Source organism: Methylobacterium aquaticum (assembly GCF_016804325.1).
Lineage (GTDB): Bacteria > Pseudomonadota > Alphaproteobacteria > Rhizobiales > Beijerinckiaceae > Methylobacterium > Methylobacterium aquaticum_C.
Map to the genome: position 1 here is coordinate 1,300,541 of NZ_CP043627.1, position 24,256 is coordinate 1,324,796.

Consider the following 24,256-nt stretch of genomic DNA (forward strand, 5'->3'; position numbering starts at 1 on the left):
CGCCCTCGGAATCGATTGGGACGAGCGATGAGCGATGCGGAATTCGGCCCGAGGCCGGGCGAGGAGAGCGTGGACCTGCCGGCGGGGTTCGATGCCGGCCTCTACTTCGTCGGCCGGGTGCGCACGCCCTGGACCGAGCGGAGGGACTGCCCGCGCAACTCCGCGCAATCGGACGCGGTCTGCACCCTCGAAGTCGATCCCCTCTTCGCCCCGGCCCTGGCGAACCTGGACGGCACCACCCACCTGATCGTGCTCTACTGGATGGACCGGGCGCCGCGGAACCTGGTGGCGCAGCAGCCGCGCCACGCGCCAGCCCCGCGCGGCACGTTTTCCCTGCGCTCGCCGGCCCGCCCGAACCCGATCGCCGTCTCCGTGGTCGAACTGCTCGGCATCGAGGACCGCCGGCTCCGGGTGCGCGGGCTCGACTGCCTCGACGGCACCCCGCTCCTCGACATCAAGCCCTACTTCGCCTCGACCGATGCCCGGCCGCAGGCCCAGGTCGGATCGCGGCGCACCTGAGCCGACTTCGCCGAAGCGGTGACCGGTTCGGCGCGAAAAATCTGCGTCCGGACAAGAACCTGAGCGGGCGGAGCGTTGGCCTGCCCTCGCAAGTCTGGTGAGACCGCGCAGGAGGTCAACGACGGCGAAAGCCGGCGAGCCGCGCCTTGATCCAGTCCTTGGCGGCATGCTGCCGCAGCGCCCGGGCGGCGAGGCGATCCGCCGGGGCCCGCCCGGCGGCGAGACCACGACCTCGCCGATCCGGGCGCGCTCGGGATACAGGTCGTCGAGCACCGCGCTCGCGAGGGTCGCCGAATCGAGCCGATCGGCGAAGCGGGTCTCGTGCAGGGCCCGGACGATCTCGGCCTCCAGCAGCACGCCGGGAGCGAGCGCGCGCAGATCCTCGTCATAGGCGGTCTTGAGCAGGGTCGCGGTGCCGCCGCAGACCAGCGCGAGGCTCGCGGCGATCACCCGCCCGTCGAGGCGCAGCAGGTCGGCCCGCGCGCTCACCGGTCCGTCGCCGGCGCGAAACAGGGCCTTGGCGAAGCCTTCGGTCCGGGGCCGGCAGGCAAGCGCGGTGCCGGCCCGCCCCTTCCAGCCGCTTCGTTCGAGGGCGAGGAATTCCGCGACCGCCCCCGCCAGATCCCCGTCCGGCCCGATCGCCTCGAACGTGACGGTACCGGCCTCGTCGAGGCGCCGCCGGCGGCGGCGCAGGTCCTTGAGCCGGCCCTTGTGCGGGTGGGCCGCCAGGAAGGCATCGTGGCTGGCGCGCCGGTCGAGGACCGGGCGCAGGAAGCGCGAGACCTCCGCGCTGCCCCAGCCGTCGCGGGCGAGCGCCGGAAGCAGGCCCGAACTATCCGGCAGGAGCGGCCACCACCAGGGAGCCCCGAGCCCCCGCATGCCGGAGGCCAGCGCCGCGAGGGCCGGGGCGCCCGCGGGCCCGGCGGCCACCAGGGGCGCCGTCACCGTGAGGTAGGGCGAGGCGAAGGGCCGGGCGATCCGGCCGAGCCCGAGGGGCCCGCGCCCGATCCGGAACGGCAGCAGCGCCAGGAGGTCCGTACCGGCCCGCACCGCGAGGCAGGGCAGGTCCGCGGGCGCCAGCCCGTGATCGCGATGCGCCGCCATGACCCGCGGCGCATAATCGGGCGTCGGCGCATCGGCACGGGCGACCAGGGCATCCCAGGCCTCGGAGTCCCGGCTCAGGGCGGCAAGGGTCGTGACCTCGCAGGCCGGGGCGAGGGTCGCGGTCGGGAGCGCGTGGGCGTTCATCGGGCGAAGGCCGGTATGAAGGACGGTGTGAGGAGACCGAGGCGGCGATGCGCCAGGAGCGCCAGGATTCCACCCCGCCCGGCGGTCACCAGGCCGGCGGCAAGCGCCGCGCCGGTGAGGCCGAGGAGCGGGACCAGGACCAGGGTGAGGAGCACCGCGGCGACGAGGAGCGCGACCGTGACGGCGGCGCAGGCCCGCTCGGCCCCCAGCATGGTCAGGAGATCCTCCGCCGGGCCGAAGGCGGCGGCGAGGCCGTGGCCGGCGACGAGGAGCGCCAGCAGCGGCAGGGCCTCGCGGAAGTCGGGCCCGAACAGGCCGAGGAGCAGCGGGCCCGCTGCCACGACGGCAAGGCCGGTCGCCAGCGTCGCCAGCAGGGTGAGGCGCGACCAGCGCCGGATCAGGGCTTCGAGCCCGGCCCGGTCGCCCCGCGCCTGCGCCTCGGCGAAGCGCTGCGCCGTCACCGAGGAGGCGGCGTACTGGACGAAGACCACGAATTGCAACAGCCGCGTCGCGGCGAAGTAGGCGCCGACCTCGGCCGGCGGCAGCAGGAAGCCCAGCACCAGCACGTCGACGAAGTTGAAGCCGGAGCCGGCGAGATCGATCAGCGCCATCGGCAGGGCCGCCCGCAGCCAGTCGCGCCACGGATAGAGGGCGCGGTCCGGTTTGCGCTCCCGTCCCAGGCGCCGCAGCAGCGTCGCGGCCTGCACCGCCAGCGACAGGGCGGTGGCGGCGAGCGTGCAGGCCACCGCGACCGCGGCCTCGGCCGGCGCGCCGAACCCGACCGCCGCGAGCATGAAGGCCATGATCAGGCCCTGGCGCAGGAGATAGGGCGGCGCAACGGCCAGCAGCGTCCAGTTGCGGCCCCGCGCCACGCCCTCGCAGAAATCCTGGAGCGCGAAGAGCGGCAGCACCAGGGCCGCGACGAGCACCGGGCCGGCGTAAGCCCCGGCGACGAGGCCGGGATGGAGCCAGAGCAGCCCGGCGCCGAGCCCCGCCAGGAGCGAGGCCGCGGCGAGGGAGAACACGGCCCCGAAGGCGAGGAAGCCGCGTTCCGGCCCGGCGGCGCCCTGCGCCCGGTAGGTCGGCAGGAAGCGGCAGGCGGCTTGCGACAGGCCCCAGGTCGAGCCGTGGCCGAGCAGGGCGGTCCAGACCCAGACCGTGGCGAAGATCCCGTATTCCTCGCCGCCCATCAGGCGGGCCATCAGCACCTGGGCGACGAAGGCGCAGGCCGCCGCGGCGATCCGCACGCCGAACACCGCGAGCGCGGTGCCGGCGCCGCCGCCGGCTTCCGTCTCGTTGATCGAAGCCCCGGCCGCCATCCCGCCGCTCCGAAACGCGCTGCGTGAGGCTCCTTGCTAGCCGGTCGGGCTTGCGGGGGGGTTAAGCGCGCCGGATCGAATCCAGCAACGTCCCCGGAACCGGTGCCGTCACGGCTCCCCGGCCGCCGCCGGCGCCTCGCTGTCGGGACGCGGCTCGGCATTGGCCACGGCCTTGGTGGTCAGCAGCGGTTCGAGGCGCCGGGCCAGTTCCTGGCCGAGATGGCGGGCATAGGGGCCGGTGAAGTAGCGGCCGCCGGCGCCGCGCCCCTCGAAATGGTCGCGGGCTCTCGTCATCGCGTCGACCTCGGGCCGGCACAGGAAACCGATCACGCCCGCCGCCTCGTACCACCGCCCGGCCCGGGCATGGGCGAGCGCCGCCGGATTGTTGCCGATGGTCTCGGCAAAGCAATCGGTCGCCGCCTGTTCCAGGGGGGTGAGCACCGCGCGCCGGTGCTCGGCGCGGGACGCCGGAGCGGCCACGGCCGGGTGGGCCGCAGCGGCCAGCTCCATCGCCGCCAGGGTGCAGATCGCGCCGTACAGCAGAACTCTCATATCCGGGCCTCGGCCGAATCAACCGCTTTCGTCCCGGCAAGCCTCGTGCCGATCAAGGGCGGATCTTGGGCAAAATCCGATCGGGATGTCGAATTTTCAGAGTCGTGTGATTGGCGCCCGAAGCTTAGCCGAGCAGAGACCGCCCCCCGCTCGTACGGGCTGCACCGGGGGCCGGGGCCTTCTATAAAGCCCCGCGCAACCGGGCGGGGCCCCCGCCGGAACGAGGAGCCGGCACCATGTCGCAGGTCGTGGAATCCCGCCGTCTGACGACCCTGGACATCGCCCGGCGCAAGGCCGACGGCGGCAAGATCGTCGCGCTGACCGCCTGCCACGCGCAGATGGCGCGCCTCATCGATCCGCATTGCGACATCGTCCTGGTCGGCGACTCTCTCGGCATGGTGATGCACGGGCTCGATTCGACCCTGCCCGTGACCCTGGACATGATGATCCTCCAGGCGCAGGCGGTGATGCGGGGCACGGCCCGAGCCCTCGTCGTGGTCGACATGCCCTTCGGCTCCTACGAGGCGAGCCGCGAGCAGGCCTTCACCAGCGCGGCCCGCATCCTGAAGGAAACCGGCGCCGGGGCGGTGAAGCTGGAAGGCGGGGCGCACCTGGCCGAGACGGTGGCGTTTCTGACCCGGCGCGGCGTGCCGGTGATGGGCCATGTCGGCCTCACGCCGCAATCGATCCACACGATGGGCGGCTTCCGGGTGCAAGGGAAAGGACCGGACGCCCCGCGCCTGCTCCTGGAGGATGCCCGGGCGATCAGCGAGGCCGGCGCCTTCGCGATCGTGCTGGAGGGCATCGTCGAGCCGGTGGCCCGGGCGATCGCGAGCGCGCCGGAGGTGACGGCGGCCACCATCGGCATCGGCGCCTCGCCGTTCTGCGACGGCCAGATCCTCGTCCTGGAGGACATGCTCGGCCTGTCCGAGCGCATTCCGAAATTCGTCAGGCCGTTCGGGCGCCTGCGCGACGAGATCGACGCGGCGGTACGCACCTACGCCGACGAGGTCCGGTCCGGACGCTTCCCCGAGGAAGCGCATACCTATGGCGAGCGTCGGGGACCGCCGCAGGAATGATGCGATCTGCGGCGTCAGCCATTCCCATTCGCCACCTCATCCTGAGGTGTCAGCCGGTCTCTGAGCGCCTGTTTGATTTGCGAAAACTTAGCTGCAACGACCTTTTTCATCCCTCTCGCGACCTCATCCTGAGGTGCGACTGAAAGGAGCCTCGAAGGAGGGCTCCAGAAGTCTTCGCGATCCCTGGAGCCCTCCTTCGAGGTCAGCCCATCTTCGATGGGCTAACACCTCAGGATGAGGTCGTGTGTGGGAGTAAGTGCTTAATTAGGTCAAACAGGCTCTGATCGACTGACCTCGAAGGAGATCTCCAGTCAGCTCGGAGACTTCTGGAGCCCTCCTTCGAGGCTCGCCTCGCTCGCACATCAGAACGAGGTCGCGAGTGGGACATCCATACACAGCCAGTGCTTGAGCCGCGGCACCGTCTCAGCCGCGGCGCTCGGCGTTCCACCGGCCCTTGCAGGAGGCGCCGCCGGAGGTGCTCCAGTTGCCGTTGCCGGTGCCCTCGGCGAGCCGGCCGACGACCTGCGCGGCGGCATCGCCCCGGCTGATCGTCGCCCGCACGGCGCCGCTCGGCTGCACCCGGCCCGTCACGGTGAAGTCGCCGCCGCCGGCATAGCGGGCCTGGCCGTTCTCGATGATGACGCCGTAGCGGTAGGCCTTGTCGCAGGCCCCGCTCTCGGTGATGACCTCGACGCTCCAGGTGCCGTCGAAGCGGTTCGGTGCCTTGGCGCTGGTTCTGGCAAGAGCCGGCGCGACGGCACCGGCCAGGCAAGCTCCCGCCGCGAGGGCGGACACGATCAGCCTCATGGTCCTCGTTTCCCGATTTGGTCTGGCGACAAACTCGGCAGCGGACGGTTGGTTGCCGCAACGCAGCGTTGACGCGCGGTGAGCGGCTGGGTTCACGCGGCTCTCGGCTCCGCCGCGAGGGCCGCCGCCCGCCGCAGGTCGGCGACGAACCCGGCATAGGCCTCCCCCCTTGCCTCGTCGGGCAGGCGCAGCAGGTAGGAGGGGTGGACGGTGACGAAGCCCCGATACGGCTTGTCGTCGAAGGTCGCGGGCCCGCGGGCGCGGGTGATCGGCACCTGCCGGCCGGAGAGCGCCAGCACGGCGGTGGCCCCGAGCGCGACGACGAGGCGCGGTGCCACGAAGGCGAGCTCGCGTTCGAGCCACCAGCGGTAATGCGCCACCTCGCCGGCACCGGGCTTCTGGTGGATGCGCCGCTTGCCGCGCTGCTCGAACTTGAAATGCTTGACCGCATTGGTGAGATAGGCGCGATCGCGGTCGATCCCGGCCTCGCGCAGGGCTCGCGACAGGAGCTGCCCCGCCGGGCCGACGAAGGGCCGTCCCTGCAGATCCTCCTGGTCGCCCGGCTGCTCGCCGACGAAGGCGATGTCCGCACCCAGTGGGCCTTCGCCGAGCACGGCCTGCGTCGCGCCCGGGACCAGCGGCGCGGAGGCGCGGATGATCGCGTTCAGCGCCTCCAGCGAGGCCGGCTCCTGCGCCGCCATCGCGGCGAGCGCGCGCGCGGGCACGCGCTTGACCGGCGCCTCGGGCGCCCGGGCGATCATCTCGCTGGTCCGCCGGCCGGCCTCGCGCACCAGGCCGGCGATCGCTGCGGTCTCGGGCATGTTGTGCCAGTATTTCTTGGGCATCTCGGCCCGCATCGCCGCCAGGTTGGTGCGGGCGGGGTTGAAGGTGCTGGAATAGTAATCGGTCCAGCCGGCCTCGAAGGCGTCCTGTTCCGGCACGTCCTCGCGCCGGCCCGGCGGCCCGAAGCGCAGGGCCCGGCCGTCCCAATGGGCCGAGCCGTCCGGCGTCAGGATCGACCAGTCGAACGACGGGAAGCGCGCGGAGAAGAACGGCGCCGCCTCCGCCAGGATGTGATGCTCGGGCTCGAACCAGGCGGCGAAACGCTCGCGCCCGCCCGCTCCCTCCCCTGCCCGGCGGAAGCGCAGGAAGGCGTGCATCTTGTGCAGGTCGCGGGCCACGCTCTTTCGCATCATGGCCAGACGATGGACGAGCGGGTCGCTCGCCACCTCCGCCAGGTGGCGCTCTCCTCGCGCCACCCGCCAGACCATCCGGTGGAGGAGGCCGTAGCGCTCGGGATCGCGGTGCATGACGACCGGCGGGATCAGGGCTGCCGCCGCCCGCGGCAGGGCGAGCGGCGGGCCGGGCTCCGTCGGCTCCTCCTCGGGGAACAGCGAGGCGGCATCGCCCTCGATCCACGTCACCGTCTCGGGCGGGATGCCGGCGGGGACGAGGTGTCGGATCGCGGTGCGAAACCCGTCGAGGTCGGCGCCGGGTTCGAGCCGGATCGTGTGGGCGCCCATCTAGAACAGGCTCAGCTGGCGCGGCGGCTCGGCGAGGCGCGCGCGCAGGTCGAGCCGGTCGGTGAGCCGGGTCGGCGCGTAATCGGCCGCGATCAGGAACGGCCGGGCGCGCTTCAGGCCCGAGGTCAGGCGGGCGACGTCGTCGAGCCGCAGGGTCGCGTGGCGGCGCGCCGCCACGATCTTGTCCACCGCCCGCACGCCGAGGCCCGGCACCCGCAGCAGCATCTCCCGGTCGGCGGTGTTGACGTCGACGGGGAAGCGGTCCCGGTTGCGCAGGGCCCAGGCGAGCTTCGGGTCGACGTCGAGGGCGAGCATGCCGGATTCGGTCGCCCCCGCCACGTCGTCGGGCGAGAACTCGTAGTACCGCATCAGCCAGTCGGCCTGGTACAGCCGATGCTCGCGCTGCAGCGGCGGCGATTTGCTCGGCAGGATCGAGGCGGCGTCGGGAATCGGGCTGAACGCCGAGTAGTAGATCCGCTTCAAGCCGTAATGGTCGTAGAGGCGGGCGCTGGTGCGGATCAGCGATTCGTCGGTGCTGGCATCGGCGCCGACGATGACCTGGGTCGATTGCCCGGCCGGGGCGAAACGGCGCTTCTCCTCCTTGGCCTGCAGGATGCGCTCGCCCATCTGGCCCATCGCGGTCTGGATCGCCGCGCCGTCCTTCTCCGGCGCCAGCCGCTCCAGGCTTGCCTCGGTCGGCAGTTCGAGGTTGATCGACAGCCGGTCGGCATAGAGCCCGGCCTGCTCGATCAGCCACGGGCTCGCCTCAGGGATAGTCTTCAGGTGGATGTAGCCGCGGAAGCCGTGGCGCTGGCGCAGGGTCTTCGCCACCCGGATCAGCTGTTCCATCGTGTGGTCGGGCGAGCGGATGATGCCGGAGGAGAGGAACAATCCCTCGATGTAGTTGCGCTTGTAGAACTCGACCGTCAGCGTCACCACCTCGTCGACCGAGAACTTCGCCCGCCGCACGTTCGAGGAGCGCCGGTTGACGCAATAGGCGCAGTCGAACAGGCAGTAATTGGTGAGCAGGATCTTGAGCAGCGAGACGCAGCGCCCGTCCGGCGTGTAGGCATGGCAGATGCCCGCCCCGGTGGTCGAGCCGAGCCCGCCGGCCTCAGCCTTGCGCTTCGGCGCCCCCGACGAGGCGCAGGAGGCATCGTATTTCGCCGCGTCGGCGAGAACCGTGAGCTTCTTCTTCAGGGCGTCATCCATCTCCGCAAACTGGCGGTCGTTCCTGATATGTTCAAGACGGAACCTGTCTTTCCCCCGTGGTCGAAAGCCGCATCGGGTCACCCGGGAACCCGCCGCCCGGCCCCCCGTTATCTGCTCGATTGGAATCGTTCTGATTTGCACGGAGGCACACGATGGCGACGAACCCGTCCGCGAACTGCCGCAGCTGCCGCTACTTCGACGACCACAAGCTCAACGGCGCCTCGGCCCAGGGCGAGGAGGGCCTGTGCCGCTTCAACCCGCCGGTGAGCCAGCCCGAGCCGCAGGGCCACGGCCTCTGGCCGGTGGTCTCGGCGCAGGATTGGTGCGGGCATTTCTCGCCGGAGATGATGGCGGGCGAATAGTCCGTTCTTTTCCGCCTGGAGTTTTTTGGAAGGCCGGCCCGGGAGAGCCGGCCTTTCGCTTGTCCGGTCCGGCGCCGGCCGGCAGCGGAACCCTCCCATCCCCGGCACGTTGCGCAGGCTCTTTGGCCCAACGGATGGTTGCCCGATGCCGGACGATGTCACCGCCCTCTCGCGCCGGAGCCTGATGATGGCTGGTGGCGCCACCCTGGTCGGACTCGGCAGCGCGGCGGCGCAAGGAACGCCCGGACCCGAGCGGCCGGTCGATACCGGCAAGGTCGAGAACGGCAAGGTGACGTTTCCGAACTGGCGCGGCCCCTCCGACCGCCCTTCCGCGCCGCCGCCGGCACCGCTGCCGCCGGGCGAGCGGGTCGGCTTCGCGGTCGTCGGCCTCGGCCGGCTGTCGCTGGAGGAGATCCTTCCCGCGCTCACTCAGTGCCGCAAGGCGAAGCTCGTCGCCCTGATGTCGGGCTCGCCGGAGAAGGCCAAAGCGGTGGCGGCGCAATACGGCGTCAGGCCCGATGCGGTCTACGGCTATGACGGCTGGGACGCGCTCGCCCGCAACCCGGAGGTGAAGGCGGTCTACATCGTGACCCCGAACGCGCTCCACCGCGACCAGGTGATCGCCGCGGCGGGCGCCGGCAAGCACGTCCTGTGCGAGAAGCCGATGGCGGTCTCCTCGGGCGAGGCGCGGGCGATGATCGATGCCTGCGCGCGGGCGAAGGTGAAGCTGATGATCGCCTATCGCTGCCAGTACGAGCCCCATAACCGCGAGGTCGTGCGGCTTGCGCGCAGCGGGAAATACGGCAAGGTCAAGCTGATCGAGGCGACCAACACCCAGACCATGAGCCTGCCCGAGCAGTGGCGGATGAAGTCGGCCCTGGCCGGCGGCGGCGCGCTGCCGGATATCGGGCTCTACTGCCTCAACGGCGTGCGGGCGCTCACCGGCGAGGAGCCGGTCTCGGTCCAGGCGCAGATCCACTCGCCCGACGATCCGCTCTATCGCGAGGTCGAGGAGACGGTCGCGTTCACCCTGCGGTTTCCGTCCGGCGCGCTGGCGCTCTGCTCCACCAGCTACGGCGCGCACGAGACCCGCTCGCTCACCGTCCAGGCCGAGGGCGGCGCGATCCAGCTCCAGAACGCCTTCGCGTATCAGGGCCAGCGCCTTTTCCTGAGCCACCGCGAGGGCAAGGCCGAGGCGAAGGAGGAGCGGGTGCTGGGGGAGAAGAACCAGTTCGCCCTCGAGATCGACCACATGGCGACCTGCATCCTGGAGAACCGTACGCCCCGCACCCCGGGCGAGGAGGGCTTGCAGGACCAGATCCTGATGGAGGCGATCTACGAGGCCGCCCGCACCGGCACGACGGTGGCCTTGAAGGGGCCGGAGCGGGTCGTCGGCAAGGACGAAACGGGCGAGGGCAAGGAGCGGACGGGCAAGGCCCTCGACCAGACCCGCGGCCCGGAGCCGGAGGAGGCGGGCTGACGCATCTGACGACGAAGCCGGCGCCGGTTCGCCGCGGAAGACACAGGAAGACCAGCGGTCTGAGAGCCTGTCTGAGCAGGATTTTTACCCAAGACTTGAGGCGGGCGGGATCATCCTACCCTCCAACCTCATCCTGAGGTGTTAGCCGATTGAAAATCGGCTGACCTCGAAGGAGACTTCCAGCTAGCCCTGAGAGTTCTGGAGCCCTCCTTCGAGGTCAGTCGATCTGCGATCGACTGACACCTCAGGATGAGGTGGGAAGGTAGGATATCTCTTGATATCTCTCAGTGTTCGTCAAATCTCTCAGCTAAACCAGGCTCTGAATGACTTCACGAATCCCACGTAATCGTGCGAAATTCGGCTAGTAAGCACCGATGATGGGCGCTGCATCGCCGAAAGACGATGCGACTTGGTCGAAGGGCGCGAGCAGCCTAGATCACACCCACCGGAGACGACCCGGAGGGCGTCACGATCGTCGTGATTCGGTCGGAGACCTCGTCACCGGGCCCCTGCCCGCAACCGGACATACGTCCCCGCCTGCGGATCGAAGCCCGGGTGGTACCAGGGATCGGCATCCAGACGCGCCCCCCACCGCGCCCGCAACGCCGCCACCTCGGCCTCGTGGCGGGTGCGCGCCTCCGGGTTCCAGCGCCGGCTCGCGGCCTCGTGGTGATGGAGCACGGCGCCCGGCACCATCAGCGTGCGACAGCCTGCCGCCTCCAGGCGCAGGCAAAGATCGACGTCGTTGAAATCGACGGCGAAGGTCGCCTCGTCGAAGCCGCCGACCATCCGGAACTTGTGTGTCTCGACCGCCAGGCAGGCCGCCGTGACCGCCGAGACCCGGTGCGTCGCCCGCAGCGACGCGAGATAGCCCGGCGCCGTGCCGGGGATGTGGCGGTGGGCATGGGTGACGAGGCCGCCGGTACCGAGCACGATGCCGCCGTGCTGGATCCGCTCGCGCACGTCGAGGAGCTTCGCGCCGACCGCGCCGACCCCCGGCCGCAGGGCCTCCTCGGCCATCCGGCGCAGCCAGTCGCCCTGACAGGCCACCACGTCGTTGTTGACGAAGACCAGGAGCCCGCCCTGCGCCTCGGCGGCCGCCCGGTTGTTCATCGCCGCGAAATTGAACGGGCCCGGGCAGGGCAGCACGCGCACGCCCTCCCCGCCAGCCGCCGGAGATAGGCGAGCGTGCGGGGATGGCGGCTGTCGTTGTCGCAGACGATGATCTCGAGGGACGGCCAGTCGGTCCGGGCCCGGATGCTCTCGATGCAGGCCCGCAGCAGCTCGACCCGGTCGCGGGTCGGGATGATCAGGCTGGCGAGGGGCGGCACGGGCAGGTCGCGGCGCAGGGTGAGGATCCCGCCGGCGGCTTCGACGCGGCCGGCTCCCGCGAGATGGCGCTCGGCGAGGGCCCGGCGCGACTGCCCCCAGCCCTCGGGCGGGTCGGCCGCGAAGGGCGACCAGGTCGAGAGAATGCGCGGCAGGTGGCGGATCGCCCGCGGGTTCTCGGCCGCGAGCCGCAACAGAAGGTCGGCGGGTTCGGCACCCGGCAGGGCGGGATCGAGCCCGAGCCGGTCGAGCACCGACCGGCGGACCGCGACCACCGGGCCGATGAGGTCGGCGGCGAGCAGGTAATCGGGGTCGAAGGCCGGGCGCAGGATCGGCAGCCGGGGCTCACCCCCGCGCCCGAGCACCACGGCGTCGCCATAGAGGGCGCCAAGGTTGGGATCGGCCGCGAAGGCCTCCGCGATGGCGGTGGGCGCGCCCGGCACGAGCCGGTGACCCGGGGCCGTCAGCACGACGACCGCGGCCGCGCCGCCCCCGCCGGACAGGATCTCGGCCGGGGTCGCGACGCGCAGGCTCGGGACCGCCTCGGCCTCGCCGGTCGGCAACGGCGGCGGCCGGAGGGCGTGGCGGGCGCCCCAGAGGATCGCGGCACGGTCGCGGGCGCGCACTTTCTTGCCGGCGAGGAGCGCCCGGGCGACCGCCCAGGCCTCGCCCGGGCGCATCAGCGCCAGCAGCAACCGGACGAGCCAGCGCCGGGCGGGCCCGGGCTGTCGTTCGGCGAAGCGCACGATGTCGAAGGCCGGGTGAGGCGGCAGCCTCATTCCAGCTCCTCCCCGAAGGTCGTGACCGAGAAGGCCGGGTGGTAATACGGGTCGTCCCGGATCACCGAGCGCCAGCGCGCGGCGAAGCGGTCGCCCTCCGCCTCGAATCGGGCCCGGGCCGGGCCGACGCTGGGACCGCGGCTGACCGATTCGTGGTGGGCGAGCACGGCACGCGGGGTCCAGACCGACCGCCAGCCGCGGGCGCCGAGGCGCAGGCAGAGGTCGATGTCGTTGAAATCGACCGGAAACGCCTCGGCATCGAGCCCGCCGACCGCCTCGAACTTGCGGCGCGCCACCGCCAGGCAGGCGGCGGTGACGCCGGCGACCTCGTGCGCGACGGTGAGGCGGCCGAGATGGCCGGGCGTGTCGGCGGGGCGGTTGCGCAGGATGTGCCCGGCCCGGCCGCCGAGCCCGACCACGACCCCGGCATGCTGGATCCGGCCGTTGCCGAACAGGAGCTTCGCCCCGACGGCCCCGACCTCCGGCCGCAGGGCCTGGCGCACCATCGCGGAGAGCCAGTCGGGATGCAGCACCTCCACGTCGTTGTTGAGGAGCACCAGAACCTCGCCGCGGCTCGCGCTGGCGCCGTCGTTGACGAGGCGCGAGAAGTTGAACGGACCCGGATGGTCGAGGCGGCGCACCCGCTTGTCCGTCTCCCACTCGGCGTAGAGGGCGGCGACCGCCGGATCGGTCGAGCCGTTGTCGACGATGACCAGTTCGAGGGCCGGATAGGCGGTGTCGTGCAGCACGCCCCGCACGGCGACGCGCAGCAGTTCCGGCCGGTCGCGGGTCGGGACGATGACCGAGACGAGCGGCGGCGGGTCGGGCAGCGGCCAGTCGAGGTCGAGGATGTCGCCGTTCCGCACCGGCACGGCGGGATTGCCGGCACGGCGCAGCGCCACCGCGAGGTCCGCGGCGTGGCCGTCGGGATCCGGCGCCTCCGGGGCGACGCGGGCGAGGAGGCGGGGGATGCGCCGGACGCGCCGAGGTCCCGCCAGGGTCGCGGCGAGCAGGAGCGCGCGGGCACCCTGCCCCGGCCGCCAGCCGCTCCGCGCCACGAGATCCACCCCCACGAGGAGCGGCCGCCCGGGATAGAGCGTGGTCAGGGCGAGGTCCGGGCTCCATCCCGGCGTGAGCCGGGGTCGCAGGCCCTCGGGCGTCTCGACCTCGCTGTCGGCGTAGGCGAGGTCGGCGGGCTCCGCTCCCGCGAAGGCGGCGGCGAGATGGGCGAGCGCGTCGGGGGCGAGGGCGTCGCCGGGATGCAGGAATCCGGTCGCGGCTCCGTCCGGGACGGGATCGGCGGCGATCCGCGGATCGCCCGGAAGGCCGGCGGGCACCGGGCCCCGCCAGCGCAGGGCGAGGCGCCAGTCGCGATGGCTCTGCGCCAGCAGCGCCGCGAGGGTGCGCCGGACCGCCGCCTCGTCCTCCGGCCCCGCCTCCAGGATCAGGCCGAGACGCGGCAGACCCGCGGGCACCCGGTCGAAGGCGGGCTCGAACGGCCGCGCATGCTCCGCCTTCCAGACCGGGTATCGCGAAACCGGCCGCACGCAGGCCGCGATGCGCAGGGTGTTGCGCAGGCGGCGCGCGTCGCGGCGCAGCCACTGGTAGAGCGCGATCGGCAGCCTGTCCGGCCGGCGGCGGGCGCAAAGGGCGAGGACGGCCATGCGCGACAGGAGCCGCGCCGTCTCGATCCGGAATCCCTCCTGCGGGGCGGCGAGACGGATGTCCTCGGTGCCGGGCGGGACCGGACCGAGCCACGAGGCGCGTCCGAGCACCGGTCCGGGCAGCAGCGCATCCTCGTGGCTGCCGTCGCGCTTCGCGAAGCGCAGAACCGGCCGCACCGGCGCGGCGAAGCGGTCGAGGGCGAAGTCGAGGGCGAGCCAGCGCCCGGCCGGCAGCCGTTCGAAGACCAGGGCGCGGGAGAAATCCGGATCGTCAGGGCGGGGGGCGAGACGCCAGGTTGCCTCCCTCGCCGCCACCCGGGCGGTCAACCGTCGGCCGGCGCTGCGGCGGCGGGCTTGCGCCGGGGCGCCCGTGCGGGCTTGCCCGAGCTGCCGAGGCCGACCTCGATCTCGAAGTCGCGCGCGAGGTTGGCCGGAACGACGATCCCCTCCTCCACCACGGTGAAGCTGCCGCTGGCCTGGCCGGCGGGAATCGTCGCGGAGCCCTGGCGGCTGCGCCGGGCGATGACCTGGCTGCCGTTCTTCACCGTGACGGTCACCGGGGCGTTGAAGCGGCCGGGGGCGCCGCCGGGCCCGAGCAGGACCATGCCCTGCACGCCGACCGTGACGACGATGCCGCCGTTCGCCCCGGGCTGGCAGGAACGGCTGACCTGTCCGAGGCGGATCTGCGTCCGCACCGTGCTTCCCGCCATGGTCTGGAGCGAGGCGCCGCCCTCGGCCACGTCGATGGTCGGGCAATAGACGTCGTCGAGGCTGGGCGGCGCCTCGGGCGGCTTGGTGGTGCCGCCGTACTTGAAGATGTTGGTGAAGGGATTGCCCTCGTCCGGCGGCGCCGCGTTCTGCGCCTGCGCCGACGCGGCGAGCAGGCTGAACGCCAGGGCGAGGGGACCGAGGCTCAAGCTACGAAGACAACCGGCCGTCACAATTCGCTCCCGCTCGTCGATCACTTCAGGCTGTCGAAGCCTTCCTTGAACCCCTTGAGGGACAGGGGGATGCCCACCCCTTCCTCGGGCGTCTGGAAGACGATGAAGGTGGCCTGCTTGCCGGTCTTGAGCTGGGTGATGAGCTTGTCGTCCATCACCACCTCGGCGACGCAGCCAGTGGAGAGGCAGCGCACGAAGGAGGTGCGGCCGATCTCCGCCTGGTCGACCTTCAGGCCGAGGCCGGAGGGCAGGAGCACGCCGAGCGGCGCCACGACCCGCAGCAGGGTGCCGCGGTTGTCGGCGGTCTTCAACACGATCACCACGAGCGACAGGTTCGGCCGGTCCTCGGCGGCGACGTACTGCACCAGGGCGCATTGCTCGGCCTTGGCGCCGGCGGGCGTCTCGCAGCGCAGCTGCCAGTCGTCGAAGGTCTGCTTGACCGCGCCCTGCGCCAGGGCGGTCCCGGCCGGCAGGCCGACCGCGAGCGCGAATCCGAGGGTGGCGGCCCGCACCCGGCGTCCGATCCGTTGCAAGCTGTCTCCCACGCCGTTCACCGCTCCGCTGCCCCGGCCATCCGCCGGTCCCGGGGGCGTTCCGACCACGGGGCCGGGATGCTGTCAAGCCGAGGCGCCCGTTCGGGTCGGGAACCCGCGGAGGGAAACGGGCTTAGCAGGAGGATCCCGTCCGGCCGCGTCCGGGGCCGCGTGCCGTTCACGGTTGTGCATGGTTTCCGGTTCATACCGGCTCGACCGCCCCGGATCCGCCCCTCTTCGCGAGAGCCCACGATGAGACTCGCCGCCCCCACCCTCGCCCTCCTGGTCCTGACCGCCGGGTATGCCCAAGCCCAGTCGCTGCCGATCGGCGAGACCACCTATGTCGAGCGCTCGCTCAACCGGGACGCGACGCTGACGATCGAGCACCCGCCCGTGCCGCGCAACCCGCGCGGTCGCCGGGCCTCGCGCTCGGCCGAGATCGCCGGGTTCTGCCGCGACGGCGGGACGATCCGGCGCCGGGGCGAGTACGGCGAGGTCATCCTGCGCCAGCGCGAGACCTGCGACAGCATCGCGCCGCGCACCCTCAACCCGGGCCACGTCGATCCGCGCCCGGCCTGGCCGGCGCAGCGCGTCGTGGTGGTGCGGACGAAGGGCTGAGCGGCCGAATCTGTCTTTACCGCGACGGAATGACCATCCTCCGGGTCATTCCAAGGCCGCGAAGCGGAGCCCGGAATGACCCGGACGGTTCGAGATTTCTCAGAGCGAATCGCGATAGGCCCTCGGCCCGATCACCCGTAGCGGTGCAGCTCCGTCCCGTGCCGCTTCAGCCAGGCCTCGGGCTCGTCGTAGCCCGGGGACAGCGTCTCGACGACGCGCCAGAACCGATCCGAGTGGTTCATCTCGGCGAGGTGCGAGACCTCGTGCGCCGCGAGGTAGTCGAGCACCGCGGGCGGCGCCATGATCAGCCGCCAGGAAAAATTCAGGTGGCCGGCGGCCGAGCACGAGCCCCAGCGGCTGCGGGTGTCGCGCACCGTCAGGCGCTTCGGCGTCCGGCCCAGCGCCCCGGCATGGCGCGCCACCGCCTCGGTGAGGTCGCGCCGCGCCTCGGCCTCCAGGAAGTCGCGGACCCGACGCGCTACGTGGGGCAGCCCGCAGGAGACCGCGATCACCGGCGTGCCGTCCGGCTCGGTCGTGGCGAGGGTGGCGCCGGACGTCGTCGACCAGTGCAGGATGCGGTGGGGAACGCCGCGCAGGGGCACCAACGCGCCCGGGACGAAGGCGACGCGCTCGGGGAGCTTGGCCACCCGGGCGGCGATCCAGGCGCCGTGGGAATCGGCGAAGGCCTGCGCGGCGGCGAGGGCGGTGCGCTCCGGCAGGGTCAGGACGATCTCGCCGGTGGCGCTCGACACCCGCAGGGTGATGCGCCGCGCGGTCGCGCGGCGGCGCACGGCGACCGGGTAGCAGGTGCCGGCGTGGATGACGGTGACGTGGCTGGGTTCGGGCGCCGAACGGCGAAGGAGCGCGACTCGCATGCCACCCTTGTATCCGGGAGACCCGGAGCCTGTCAGCGTCCCGGTGCGTCGCGCGAGGCCGAGAAGTCCGGCGACCCAGGCGCGCAGGCGGCGGACCGGCGACGTCGTCATGGTGAGGCGTCAGGGCGAAGGACCGGCGCCGCGGGGGCGGCGCCGGATGGAGAGGATCAGGACGCCTCGCGCAGGTCGGCGAGGGCCTGCGTGCCCTGCATCTCGTGCATGAAGGCGGAGATGCGGGGCGCGATGTTGGCGCGGAAGCGCGAGCCGTTGAAGACGCCGTAATGGCCGACGCCCTGCTGCAGGTGGTAGAGCTTGCGCTCGGCCGAGAGGTTCGTCGTCAGGTCGAGGGCCGCGAGGGTCTGGCCGACGCCCGAGATGTCGTCCTTCTCGCCCTCGACCGCCATGATGGCGCAGTGGCGGATCGCGCCGGGATCGACGGGCTTGTCGCGGTGGCGCATCGTGCCCTTCGGCAGGGCGTGCTCGACGAAGACGGTGTTGACGGTCTGGAGGTAGAACTCCGCCGTCAGGTCCATCACCGACAGGTACTCGTCGTAGAAGTCGCGGTGCTTCTCGGCCGAGTCGCCGTCGTCGCGCACCAGGTGCTTGAACATGTCCCAATGCGCCGTCAGGTGACGGTCGAGGTTCATGCCCATGAAGCCGGAGAGCTGGAAGAATCCGGGATAGACCTCGCGCCAGGTGCCGGGATAGCCCGGCGGCACCACGGTGATGCAGTTGCGCTTGAACCACTCCGAGCCGCGCTCGGCGGCGAGGCAGTTCACCGCGGTGGGCGAGCGGCGGGTGTCGATCGGGCCGCCCATCAGGGTCATCGAGGTCGGCACGCCCTGCATGCCCTCGGCCTCCATGCGGGCGACGGCGGCGAAGACCGGCACCGAGGGCTGGCACACCGCGATCACGTGCAGGTCCGGCCCCAGGGCCTGGAACATCTCGATCAGGTAGTCGATGTAATCGTCGAGGTCGAAGCGGCCGGCCTCGAGCGGCACCATGCGGGCGTCGATCCAGTCGGTGATCATCACCTCGTGGGCGGGCAGCATCGCCTCGACGGTGCCGCGCAGGAGCGTGGCGTAGTGGCCCGACATCGGCGCCACCACCAGCACCTTCGGCTGGGCCTGCGCCGTCGGGCGCTTCAGGGCGCGGTCGAACTTGATGACCTGACAGAACGGCTTCGACCACACGATCCGCTCGGTCACGTCCGTGACCACGCCCTCGACGACGGTGCTGGGCAGGTTGAAGGCCGGCTTGCCGTAGCGGCGCGTGGTGCGCTCGAACATCTCGCAGGCCGCCGACACGGTCCGGCCATAGGGCGTGTAGGTGATCGGGTTGACCGGGTTCTTGAACGCGAGCTGCGTGGCGTCGGCGGCCGCACGGGCAGGCGTCAACATCCAGTGCGCGGCTTCATACCAGAAATACGAGAGATCCATGACGCCACCGTCCACGATTGACCCAGAGGCGCGCGCACCGCCGCCGGGAGACGCCTGTCCCGATTGGGAGTCAGGACAATAGAGGTCCGATATTGAAGGGCAACACTTACGGAAATCCAAGGTGTCAAAAGGTGGAACTGTGCCTTTTTTACCTCAACTCCCGCGTGTGCCTTGTGCAGTGCGATGACCGGCCCGGACCGGCCATGCGCCGGCCCTGAACCGGCACGTTCGCCGTCGAAGGCAACGCACTGGAGCGCGAAGGGTTTCCATCTCCCCGCCCTGGCCGGCGGGCGGGCGCGCACTATGGTGTCAGGCATGTTCGAAACCCTGCAAGCCGACCTGGTGCGCGACGCCCGCCACCTGCGCCTCGACACCCTGGTGCGGCTGCGCTGGCTCGCGGTGGCGGGCCAGGGCGCGGCGGTGGCCGGCGCCCATTTCGGGCTCGGCCTGCCCCTGCCCTTCGGCTGGTGCTTCCTCGTCATCGCGGCCTCGTCCTGGCTCAACCTCACCCTGCGCATCCGCTATCCGGCGAGCCACCGCCTCAGCGACGACGCCGCGGTGCTGCTGCTCGCCTTCGACATCATCCAGCTCGCCGCCCTCCTCTTCCTCACCGGCGGCCTGCAGAACCCCTTCGCCCTCCTGTTCCTCGCCCCCGTGCTGATCTCCGCCACCGCCCTCCCCCCGGCCCGGACCCTGGCGCTCGGCCTCCTGGCCGTCGGCCTCTCGACGCTGCTCGCGCTCGTCTACCGGCCGCTGCCGTGGTTCGCCGGGGAGAAGCTCGAATTGCCGTTCCTGTACGTGTCGGGCGTCTGGACCGCGATCCTGCTCGGAACCGCCTTTACGGGAGTTTACGCCTGGCGCGTCGCCGAGGAGGCGCGCCAGCTCGCCCAGGCGCTGGCCGCGACCGAACTCGTGCTCGCCCGCGAGCAGCACCTGTCGCAGCTCGACGGGCTGGCGGCGGCCGCCGCCCACGAGCTCGGCACGCCGCTCGCCACCATCACGGTGGTGGCCAAGGAACTCGACCGGCAGCTCGGGCCGAGCGCCTCCCCGAGCGTCGCCGAGGACCTGGCGCTCCTGCGCGACCAGGTCGAGCGCTGCCGCGGCATCCTCTCCAAGCTCACCTCGCTCGATGCCGACCAGGGCGGCTTCATCGAGACCATCTCCCTGAGCCACCTCGTCGAGGAACTGGTGGCGCCCCAGCGCGCGCTCGGCATCGTCCTCGACGTGACGACCAAGGGCGAGGGACCGGAGCCGGCCTGCCGGCGCAATCCCGGGGTGATGTTCGGCCTCGGCAACATCGTCGACAACGCGGTCGATTTCGCGGAAAGCTGCGTGTCGATCGAGGCGCGCTGGTCGCCGGACCGGGTCTCGCTGGAGATCCGCGACGACGGGCCGGGCTTTGCCCCCGACGTGCTGCTGCGGGTCGGCGAGCCCTATGTCAGCACCCGCAGCGCCGCCAAGGACGGACCGGATGGCGGGACCGGCCTCGGCCTCGGCCTCTTCATCGCCAAGACGCTGATCGAGCGCTCCGGCGCGCAGCTCAACCTCGCCAACGCGGTCGATCCCTCGACCGGCGCGGTGGTGCGGATCGCCTGGCCCCGTCACGTTTTCGAGAGGGAGGCGAAAGGCCGTCGAAACTCGGGTACGGGCGACGCCGCACCCCTGACGCAGGCCCGCGACGTTCCTATATAGTTCTCTGAATAGACTGACTGAACTTCGCAAGGAGCGTCGCCTGATGACGCAGTACGGAACGTTAAGCCCGGAGGCTCCGGCCGGCACCATCCCGGAGGGCGACGCCCTCCTCAACCACGCCGACCGCAGCCTGCTGATCGTGGACGACGACAAGCCGTTCTCGACCCGCCTCGCCCGGGCCATGGAGGCCCGCGGCTACCTGGTCCATGTCGCGGAAAGCGTGGCCGAGGGTGTCTCGGCGGTGGAGGCGAAGCCGCCGGCCTTTGCCGTCATCGACATGCGGCTCGGCGACGGCAACGGCCTCGACGTGATCGCCCGCCTGAAGGAGCGCCGGCCGGAAGCCCGCGGCGTGATCCTCACCGGCTACGGCAACATCGCCACCGCCGTGACGGCGGTGAAGCTCGGCGCCTTCGACTACCTGGCAAAGCCGGCGGACGCCGACGAGATCCACGGCACCCTGATGGCCGAGCCCGGCGAGCGGGCCGACCCGCCGGAGAATCCGATGTCGGCCGACCGGGTGCGCTGGGAGCACATCCAGCGGGTCTACGAGCTGTGCGGCCGGAACGTCTCGGAGACGGCGCGCCGGCTGAACATGCACCGGCGCACGCTGCAGCGGATCCTGGCGAAGCGGGCGCCGCGCTGAAGCCAGGATGGATAAATCGCGAAGGGCTCGGTGCCGTAAGGTGCCGGGCCTTTCGCATGTCGGCATGCTTCCGTGAGCCGGACATTGTTACTGGCCCCGGCAACTCTGACTGATACCAACGGTCGTTGGAAACGACCTTTGGTTCCGTTCTCGAATTTTCGTCAAGCCTTTGGCTTGGCATAGAAAATTCGAGATGGTTCAATGGCCCGATGCGTCAGCATCTTGGGCCATTGGTATGACACGGTCTCCGGTCGACGCGCATGCCTCTTGCCCGGGATGCCTTGCCCGGGATGCGATGTTCGCACTAGGCTGCAGTGAGAAATTAACGATCGCCAGCCTGGCGCAAGGTTGCGGTTGCTGATTGTGGCCGGAGGAGTGCTGGCCATGTCGCGAGATCACGATGCCCTGACGGACGAGCAATGGGATCGCCTCAAGATGTTGGTGCCTGGCGGTCGAAGAGGAACACGTGGACGCCGGGCCGACAACCGGCGTTTTCTTGACGCGCTGCTCTGGATGGCTCGCTCGGGTGGCCGCTGGAAGGATCTTCCGGAGCGTCTTGGCAAACCCGACACGGTCAAGCGGCGCTACTACGACTGGATTTCTCGTGGTGTATTGGACGAGATGCTGGATGCCCTGGCCGAGGAAGCTGATCTGGACTGGCTGATGCTGGACGCGACGATTGTGCGCGCGCACAGTCAGGCTTCGGGAGCGCGCAAGGTCAAAGGGGGGCGAATGCCCAGGGCTTGGGTCGGTCACGCGGCGGCCTGACGACGAAGATCCACGCGGCGACGGACGGTCTTGGCTTGCCGGTTCGGCTGATTGGCGGCCCTGGCCAGGAACACGACGTGACACGCGGCTGCGCGCTGATCGATGGGTTCGAGCCTGGCTCTGTGATCGCTGACAAAGGTTACGATGCGGACCGCTTGGTCGAGGTGGCGAGCGCAAGCGGCGCAACGGTGGTGATCCCACCGCGCCGCAACCGCAAAGTCGCACGTGAGTTCGATCGCGACGTGTACAAGGAACGCAACCAGATCGAGCGCTTCTTCAACAAGCTGAAGCAGTTTCGGCGGGTGGCCACACGCTATGACAAGTTGCTTGCCAACTACATGGGTTTCGTCAAGCTTGCGGCCATCGCCATCTGGCTCAGATAGTTAATTTCTCACTACGGCCTAGCTTCGCACCTGCGTCTCCTTGAACCTCAGGAGTGTCGCCGTGACCACGCACCTCGCCTACACCTCGCTTCCCGTCGCATCCGCGGTCATCCACGAACTCGATCAGGTCTTGGTTCGCACCGATGTGACAGGTGACGAGGGAGAGACCGTTCAAGAGGGCGCGCGCGGAACGGTCCTGTCCGTTCTCGGCGGTGGTGCTGCGTATCTTGTCGAGTTCGGAAGCCAGAGCGTGTCGGATGCCGGTCATCCGATCCCGGTCTTCGCCACGATCGAGCTGGCGAAGCTGAAGCTGATACCGGGGGCGACGCGTGCAGATCTTGCATACAACGCCGCCCCATAGCTTCGCGATCGATACCCTCAAGATTTCCGGCTATCTTTTCAACACCGCTCATCCGTTCTGATCCGACATCACCGGGCAGGACCCGGATTCACCGAATTTGCGGACAGCGAGCGCGACGGCTCACACCCCCGCCGCCCCACCATCCGACCGCGGATCATGCGTCGCCTCGATCCGCCCGTTGCCGGGGTGGCGCACCAGCAGGCCGGCATGGCCCAGCGAGTCGATGTACGACCCGCCGAGTTCCTCGACCTCGTGGCCCATCCGCGAGAGCGCGGCGATGCAGGCGGACTCGAACCGATCCTCGACCTTCACGCTCATCGATTCGGCGCCCCAGGTGCGGCCGAACAGGAAGCGCGGGGCATCCACCGCCTCGGCGACGCCCATCCCGTAGGTCGCGTAGCGGGTGAAGACCTGGGCCTGGAATTGCGGCTGCCCGTCGCCGCCCATGCTGCCGTAGGACATGACCCGCCCGTCGGCCAGCACGGCCATGGCGGGGTTGAGGGTATGGAACGGCCGGCGCCCCGGTTCCAGCGGGTTGACCGCCTTCGGATCGAGCGAGAAGGCGACGCCGCGGTTCTGCCAGGTGAGGCCGGTGCGCGGCAGGACGATTCCGGAGCCGAACTCCCAGTAGACCGACTGGATGTAGGAGACCGCGACGCCGTGCTGGTCGACCGCCCCCATCCACACCGTATCCCCGTCGCCGACCGGGCGGACGGAATAGGCCGAGGCCCGGTCCATGCGGATCGCCGCGGCCTCCGCCGCCAGGCGCTCCGGTGCGAGGAAGCTCGCGGGATCGTGGCGCAGGCGGTCGTAATCGGTCACCACCGCGTCGCGGATCCGGAAGGCGCGCTTCGTCGCCTCGATCAGCCCGTGGTAGTGGGCCGCCGTCTCGGGGCGGATGCTGCCGAGACGCTCGTAGAGGCCGAGGATCAGGAGGGCGGCGAGGCCCTGGCTCGGCGGCGGGCAATTGTAGACCGTGCCGCCCGACAGCTTCAGCGAGAGCGGCGCCCGCGACACCGCCCGGTAGCGCTCGATGTCGCCGCGGGTGACCGGGCTGTCGGCCCGCCCCAGGTCGGCGGCGATCTCGCGGCCGATATCGCCGCGATAAAAGTCCTCCAGCCCGGCATGGCCGAGCTGTTCGAGGGTCGCGGCGAGCGCCGGCAGCTTTCGCAGGGTGCCTGCCTGCGGGATCTTGCCGTCGATGAGGAAGGTGTCCTTGAAGCCCGGCTGGTCGTGGAGCGTATCGAGTTCCTTCGGCACGTAGCGGGCTTCGGAGGGGGATACCGCCACGCCCTCGCGGGCATGCCTCCCTGCGTCGGACAGCAGCAGGTCGAGGGGCAGGCGTCCGCCGAGGTCGCGGGCGATGCCGTGGGCCAGCGCCCACCCGCCGACCGCGCCGGCCACCGTCAGGGCCGCGTCGGGCCCGCGCTCGGGGATCGTCTCGTAGCCCTTGTCGCGGTAGCGCCGGATCGTCGCGAGGCTGCCGGCCGGCCCGCAGGCCTCGATCGCCCGCACCACGCCGTTCGGACCGCGGATCAGCCAGAAGCCGTCGCCGCCGAGCCCGTTCATGTGCGGATAGACCACCGCGATGGTCGCCGCCATGGCGAGCATCGCCTCGACGGCGTTGCCGCCTTCCTGGAGAATCGCCCGGCCGGCCTCGGCCGCGAGGTGGTGGGGAGCCGCACAGGCGGCGCGGGAGAAGACGGGGGTCTCGGGCATCGGGGGCTTACGGTGATCCGGGCTTGAGTGACGTACGGTTCGACGTGACGGTACGGCGAGGCCGCTCCCGCGCGGTTGCGCGGCGCCTGCGGTTCAGGCTAGTCCCCGGAGCCATGAAACGATAGGCGCCTCGCACGCCCATCGCCCCGCCACACAGACACAAGGGTCAGGCCGCGTGCCCGCATCACGATCCCTCAAGCCCCGCAGCCTCGTCACCATCCTCAGCATCATGGTGCTGGTCGGCGTCGAGGTGTTCGCGGTGGCGATCGCGGCGGGCTGGGCGCTCGCCGGCATCTTCGAGCTCGGCGACACCGTCGGCCACGTGCTGATGGGGCTGTTCAGCCTGCTGGCCCTCTACATCATGGTCCAGCTCTGGCAACGGGCCACCAGCATCGAGCCGATCCGCTAAGG

General features: G+C 71.0%; 21 protein-coding genes and 2 pseudogenes. 10 read left to right on the top strand and 13 right to left on the bottom strand.

The features are described 5' to 3' along the window. The first annotated feature begins 27 nt into the window (after positions 1-27). Positions 28-519 (top strand): tRNA (N6-threonylcarbamoyladenosine(37)-N6)-methyltransferase TrmO, encoded by a 492-nt coding sequence (tsaA, locus tag F1D61_RS05685; RefSeq protein WP_203156865.1) that lies wholly within the window; start codon positions 28-30, stop codon positions 517-519. Between the two features lie 372 nt (positions 520-891). Here the strand turns inward: tsaA and F1D61_RS34990 are convergent. The 3 genes and pseudogenes from F1D61_RS34990 to F1D61_RS05700 form a co-directional block, all read right to left on the bottom strand. Beyond that, positions 892-1,767, bottom strand: a pseudogene (locus tag F1D61_RS34990) (GNAT family N-acetyltransferase); the annotation flags it as partial. Then, positions 1,764-3,086: a lipopolysaccharide biosynthesis protein gene (locus F1D61_RS05695; RefSeq protein WP_203156866.1), complete on the bottom strand. Its 1,323-nt coding sequence runs from the start codon at positions 3,084-3,086 to the stop codon at positions 1,764-1,766. The pseudogene F1D61_RS34990 and the gene F1D61_RS05695, both read right to left, overlap by 4 nt. 108 nt (positions 3,087-3,194) lie before the next feature. Next, positions 3,195-3,638: a hypothetical protein gene (locus F1D61_RS05700; protein WP_246775733.1), complete on the bottom strand. Its 444-nt coding sequence runs from the start codon at positions 3,636-3,638 to the stop codon at positions 3,195-3,197. Between the two features lie 236 nt (positions 3,639-3,874). Here F1D61_RS05700 and panB point away from each other — a divergent pair, with 236 nt between their 5' ends. Beyond that, on the top strand, positions 3,875-4,717 hold the full coding sequence (panB, locus tag F1D61_RS05705) for a 3-methyl-2-oxobutanoate hydroxymethyltransferase (RefSeq protein ID WP_203156867.1): 843 nt from the start codon (positions 3,875-3,877) through the stop codon (positions 4,715-4,717). 423 nt (positions 4,718-5,140) lie between these two features. Here the strand turns inward: panB and F1D61_RS05710 are convergent, their stop codons facing one another. The 3 genes from F1D61_RS05710 to F1D61_RS05720 all read right to left on the bottom strand — a co-directional run bounded on the left by F1D61_RS05710 (position 5,141) and on the right by F1D61_RS05720 (position 8,259). After that, positions 5,141-5,524 (bottom strand): hypothetical protein, encoded by a 384-nt coding sequence (locus F1D61_RS05710; RefSeq protein ID WP_203156868.1) that lies wholly within the window; start codon positions 5,522-5,524, stop codon positions 5,141-5,143. A 92-nt stretch (positions 5,525-5,616) separates the two neighbouring features. After that, positions 5,617-7,047, bottom strand: a complete 1,431-nt coding sequence (locus F1D61_RS05715; RefSeq protein WP_203156869.1) for a UdgX family uracil-DNA binding protein — start codon at positions 7,045-7,047, stop codon at positions 5,617-5,619. After that, a complete protein-coding gene (locus tag F1D61_RS05720; RefSeq protein WP_203156870.1) occupies positions 7,048-8,259 on the bottom strand; it encodes a putative DNA modification/repair radical SAM protein in 1,212 nt (403 codons plus the stop codon). It lies immediately after the preceding gene. Positions 8,260-8,411: 152 nt separating this feature from the next. Between F1D61_RS05720 and F1D61_RS05725 the strand changes: the two genes are divergently transcribed. Together F1D61_RS05725 and F1D61_RS05730 are read left to right on the top strand one after the other, a co-directional pair. Further along, entirely contained in the window at positions 8,412-8,621 is a 210-nt protein-coding gene (locus F1D61_RS05725; RefSeq protein ID WP_203156871.1) for a hypothetical protein, read from the top strand. A 145-nt stretch (positions 8,622-8,766) separates the two neighbouring features. Further along, a complete protein-coding gene (locus F1D61_RS05730; RefSeq protein WP_203156872.1) occupies positions 8,767-10,101 on the top strand; it encodes a Gfo/Idh/MocA family protein in 1,335 nt (444 codons plus the stop codon). A 498-nt stretch (positions 10,102-10,599) separates the two neighbouring features. Here the strand turns inward: F1D61_RS05730 and F1D61_RS35265 are convergent. The 4 genes and pseudogenes from F1D61_RS35265 to F1D61_RS05750 all read right to left on the bottom strand — a co-directional run bounded on the left by F1D61_RS35265 (position 10,600) and on the right by F1D61_RS05750 (position 15,338). Continuing rightward, positions 10,600-12,209, bottom strand: a pseudogene (locus F1D61_RS35265) (glycosyltransferase). Continuing rightward, on the bottom strand, positions 12,206-14,188 hold the full coding sequence (locus F1D61_RS05740) for a glycosyltransferase family 2 protein (RefSeq protein ID WP_203156873.1): 1,983 nt from the start codon (positions 14,186-14,188) through the stop codon (positions 12,206-12,208). Before F1D61_RS05740 ends, F1D61_RS35265 begins: the two are co-directional and overlap by 4 nt. Before the next feature lie 8 nt (positions 14,189-14,196). After that, complete coding sequence (locus F1D61_RS05745; RefSeq protein WP_246775734.1) at positions 14,197-14,790, bottom strand: hypothetical protein; 594 nt, start codon at positions 14,788-14,790, stop codon at positions 14,197-14,199. Positions 14,791-14,834: 44 nt separating this feature from the next. Then, complete coding sequence (locus tag F1D61_RS05750; protein ID WP_432443290.1) at positions 14,835-15,338, bottom strand: invasion associated locus B family protein; 504 nt, start codon at positions 15,336-15,338, stop codon at positions 14,835-14,837. 261 nt (positions 15,339-15,599) lie between these two features. Here F1D61_RS05750 and F1D61_RS05755 point away from each other — a divergent pair, with 261 nt between their 5' ends. Then, positions 15,600-15,965: a hypothetical protein gene (locus tag F1D61_RS05755; RefSeq protein WP_203156876.1), complete on the top strand. Its 366-nt coding sequence runs from the start codon at positions 15,600-15,602 to the stop codon at positions 15,963-15,965. Positions 15,966-16,096: 131 nt separating this feature from the next. Here the strand turns inward: F1D61_RS05755 and F1D61_RS05760 are convergent, their stop codons facing one another. Both F1D61_RS05760 and F1D61_RS05765 read right to left on the bottom strand, forming a co-directional pair. Continuing rightward, positions 16,097-16,840, bottom strand: a complete 744-nt coding sequence (locus tag F1D61_RS05760) for a M48 family metallopeptidase (protein WP_203156877.1) — start codon at positions 16,838-16,840, stop codon at positions 16,097-16,099. A gap of 167 nt (positions 16,841-17,007) precedes the next feature. Next, entirely contained in the window at positions 17,008-18,279 is a 1,272-nt protein-coding gene (locus F1D61_RS05765; protein ID WP_203156878.1) for a polyhydroxyalkanoate depolymerase, read from the bottom strand. Positions 18,280-18,594: 315 nt separating this feature from the next. On the opposite strand from F1D61_RS05765, the gene F1D61_RS05770 reads away from it, so the two are divergent. The 4 genes from F1D61_RS05770 (at position 18,595) to F1D61_RS05785 (ending at position 22,126) form a co-directional block, all read left to right on the top strand. Continuing rightward, positions 18,595-19,971, top strand: coding sequence for an ActS/PrrB/RegB family redox-sensitive histidine kinase (locus tag F1D61_RS05770; protein WP_203156879.1), 1,377 nt, complete (start codon positions 18,595-18,597; stop codon positions 19,969-19,971). A gap of 43 nt (positions 19,972-20,014) precedes the next feature. Continuing rightward, complete coding sequence (locus tag F1D61_RS05775) at positions 20,015-20,614, top strand: ActR/PrrA/RegA family redox response regulator transcription factor (protein WP_246775735.1); 600 nt, start codon at positions 20,015-20,017, stop codon at positions 20,612-20,614. Between the two features lie 384 nt (positions 20,615-20,998). Continuing rightward, a protein-coding gene (locus tag F1D61_RS05780) for an IS5 family transposase (protein WP_432443212.1) occupies positions 20,999-21,765 on the top strand; the annotation gives its coding sequence in 2 pieces (ribosomal slippage) (positions 20,999-21,344 and positions 21,344-21,765; 768 coding nt in all). Between the two features lie 61 nt (positions 21,766-21,826). Further along, on the top strand, positions 21,827-22,126 hold the full coding sequence (locus F1D61_RS05785) for a hypothetical protein (RefSeq protein ID WP_203156881.1): 300 nt from the start codon (positions 21,827-21,829) through the stop codon (positions 22,124-22,126). A 120-nt stretch (positions 22,127-22,246) separates the two neighbouring features. Here the strand turns inward: F1D61_RS05785 and F1D61_RS05790 are convergent, their stop codons facing one another. Next, positions 22,247-23,845 (bottom strand): gamma-glutamyltransferase family protein, encoded by a 1,599-nt coding sequence (locus F1D61_RS05790; protein WP_203156882.1) that lies wholly within the window; start codon positions 23,843-23,845, stop codon positions 22,247-22,249. A 229-nt stretch (positions 23,846-24,074) separates the two neighbouring features. Between F1D61_RS05790 and F1D61_RS05795 the strand changes: the two genes are divergently transcribed. Continuing rightward, the gene (locus tag F1D61_RS05795) at positions 24,075-24,254 is read left to right on the top strand and encodes a hypothetical protein (RefSeq protein WP_203158940.1); all 180 of its coding nucleotides are present in this window, start codon (positions 24,075-24,077) and stop codon (positions 24,252-24,254) included. Positions 24,255-24,256: the final 2 nt, after the last annotated feature.

Excerpts from the sequence above, each read along its gene's own strand:
- tsaA (WP_203156865.1), top strand. The coding sequence starts at position 28 with ATGAGCGATGCGGAATTCGGCCCGAGGCCGGGCGAGGAGAGCGTGGAC.
- F1D61_RS05695 (WP_203156866.1), bottom strand. The coding sequence starts at position 3,086 with ATGGCGGCCGGGGCTTCGATCAACGAGACGGAAGCCGGCGGCGGCGCC.
- F1D61_RS05700 (WP_246775733.1), bottom strand. The coding sequence starts at position 3,638 with ATGAGAGTTCTGCTGTACGGCGCGATCTGCACCCTGGCGGCGATGGAG.
- panB (WP_203156867.1), top strand. The coding sequence starts at position 3,875 with ATGTCGCAGGTCGTGGAATCCCGCCGTCTGACGACCCTGGACATCGCC.
- F1D61_RS05710 (WP_203156868.1), bottom strand. The coding sequence starts at position 5,524 with ATGAGGCTGATCGTGTCCGCCCTCGCGGCGGGAGCTTGCCTGGCCGGT.
- F1D61_RS05715 (WP_203156869.1), bottom strand. The coding sequence starts at position 7,047 with ATGGGCGCCCACACGATCCGGCTCGAACCCGGCGCCGACCTCGACGGG.
- F1D61_RS05720 (WP_203156870.1), bottom strand. The coding sequence starts at position 8,259 with ATGGATGACGCCCTGAAGAAGAAGCTCACGGTTCTCGCCGACGCGGCG.
- F1D61_RS05725 (WP_203156871.1), top strand. The coding sequence starts at position 8,412 with ATGGCGACGAACCCGTCCGCGAACTGCCGCAGCTGCCGCTACTTCGAC.
- F1D61_RS05730 (WP_203156872.1), top strand. The coding sequence starts at position 8,767 with ATGCCGGACGATGTCACCGCCCTCTCGCGCCGGAGCCTGATGATGGCT.
- F1D61_RS05755 (WP_203156876.1), top strand. The coding sequence starts at position 15,600 with ATGAGACTCGCCGCCCCCACCCTCGCCCTCCTGGTCCTGACCGCCGGG.
- F1D61_RS05760 (WP_203156877.1), bottom strand. The coding sequence starts at position 16,840 with ATGCGAGTCGCGCTCCTTCGCCGTTCGGCGCCCGAACCCAGCCACGTC.
- F1D61_RS05765 (WP_203156878.1), bottom strand. The coding sequence starts at position 18,279 with ATGGATCTCTCGTATTTCTGGTATGAAGCCGCGCACTGGATGTTGACG.
- F1D61_RS05770 (WP_203156879.1), top strand. The coding sequence starts at position 18,595 with ATGTTCGAAACCCTGCAAGCCGACCTGGTGCGCGACGCCCGCCACCTG.
- F1D61_RS05775 (WP_246775735.1), top strand. The coding sequence starts at position 20,015 with ATGACGCAGTACGGAACGTTAAGCCCGGAGGCTCCGGCCGGCACCATC.
- F1D61_RS05790 (WP_203156882.1), bottom strand. The coding sequence starts at position 23,845 with ATGCCCGAGACCCCCGTCTTCTCCCGCGCCGCCTGTGCGGCTCCCCAC.
- F1D61_RS05795 (WP_203158940.1), top strand. The coding sequence starts at position 24,075 with ATGGTGCTGGTCGGCGTCGAGGTGTTCGCGGTGGCGATCGCGGCGGGC.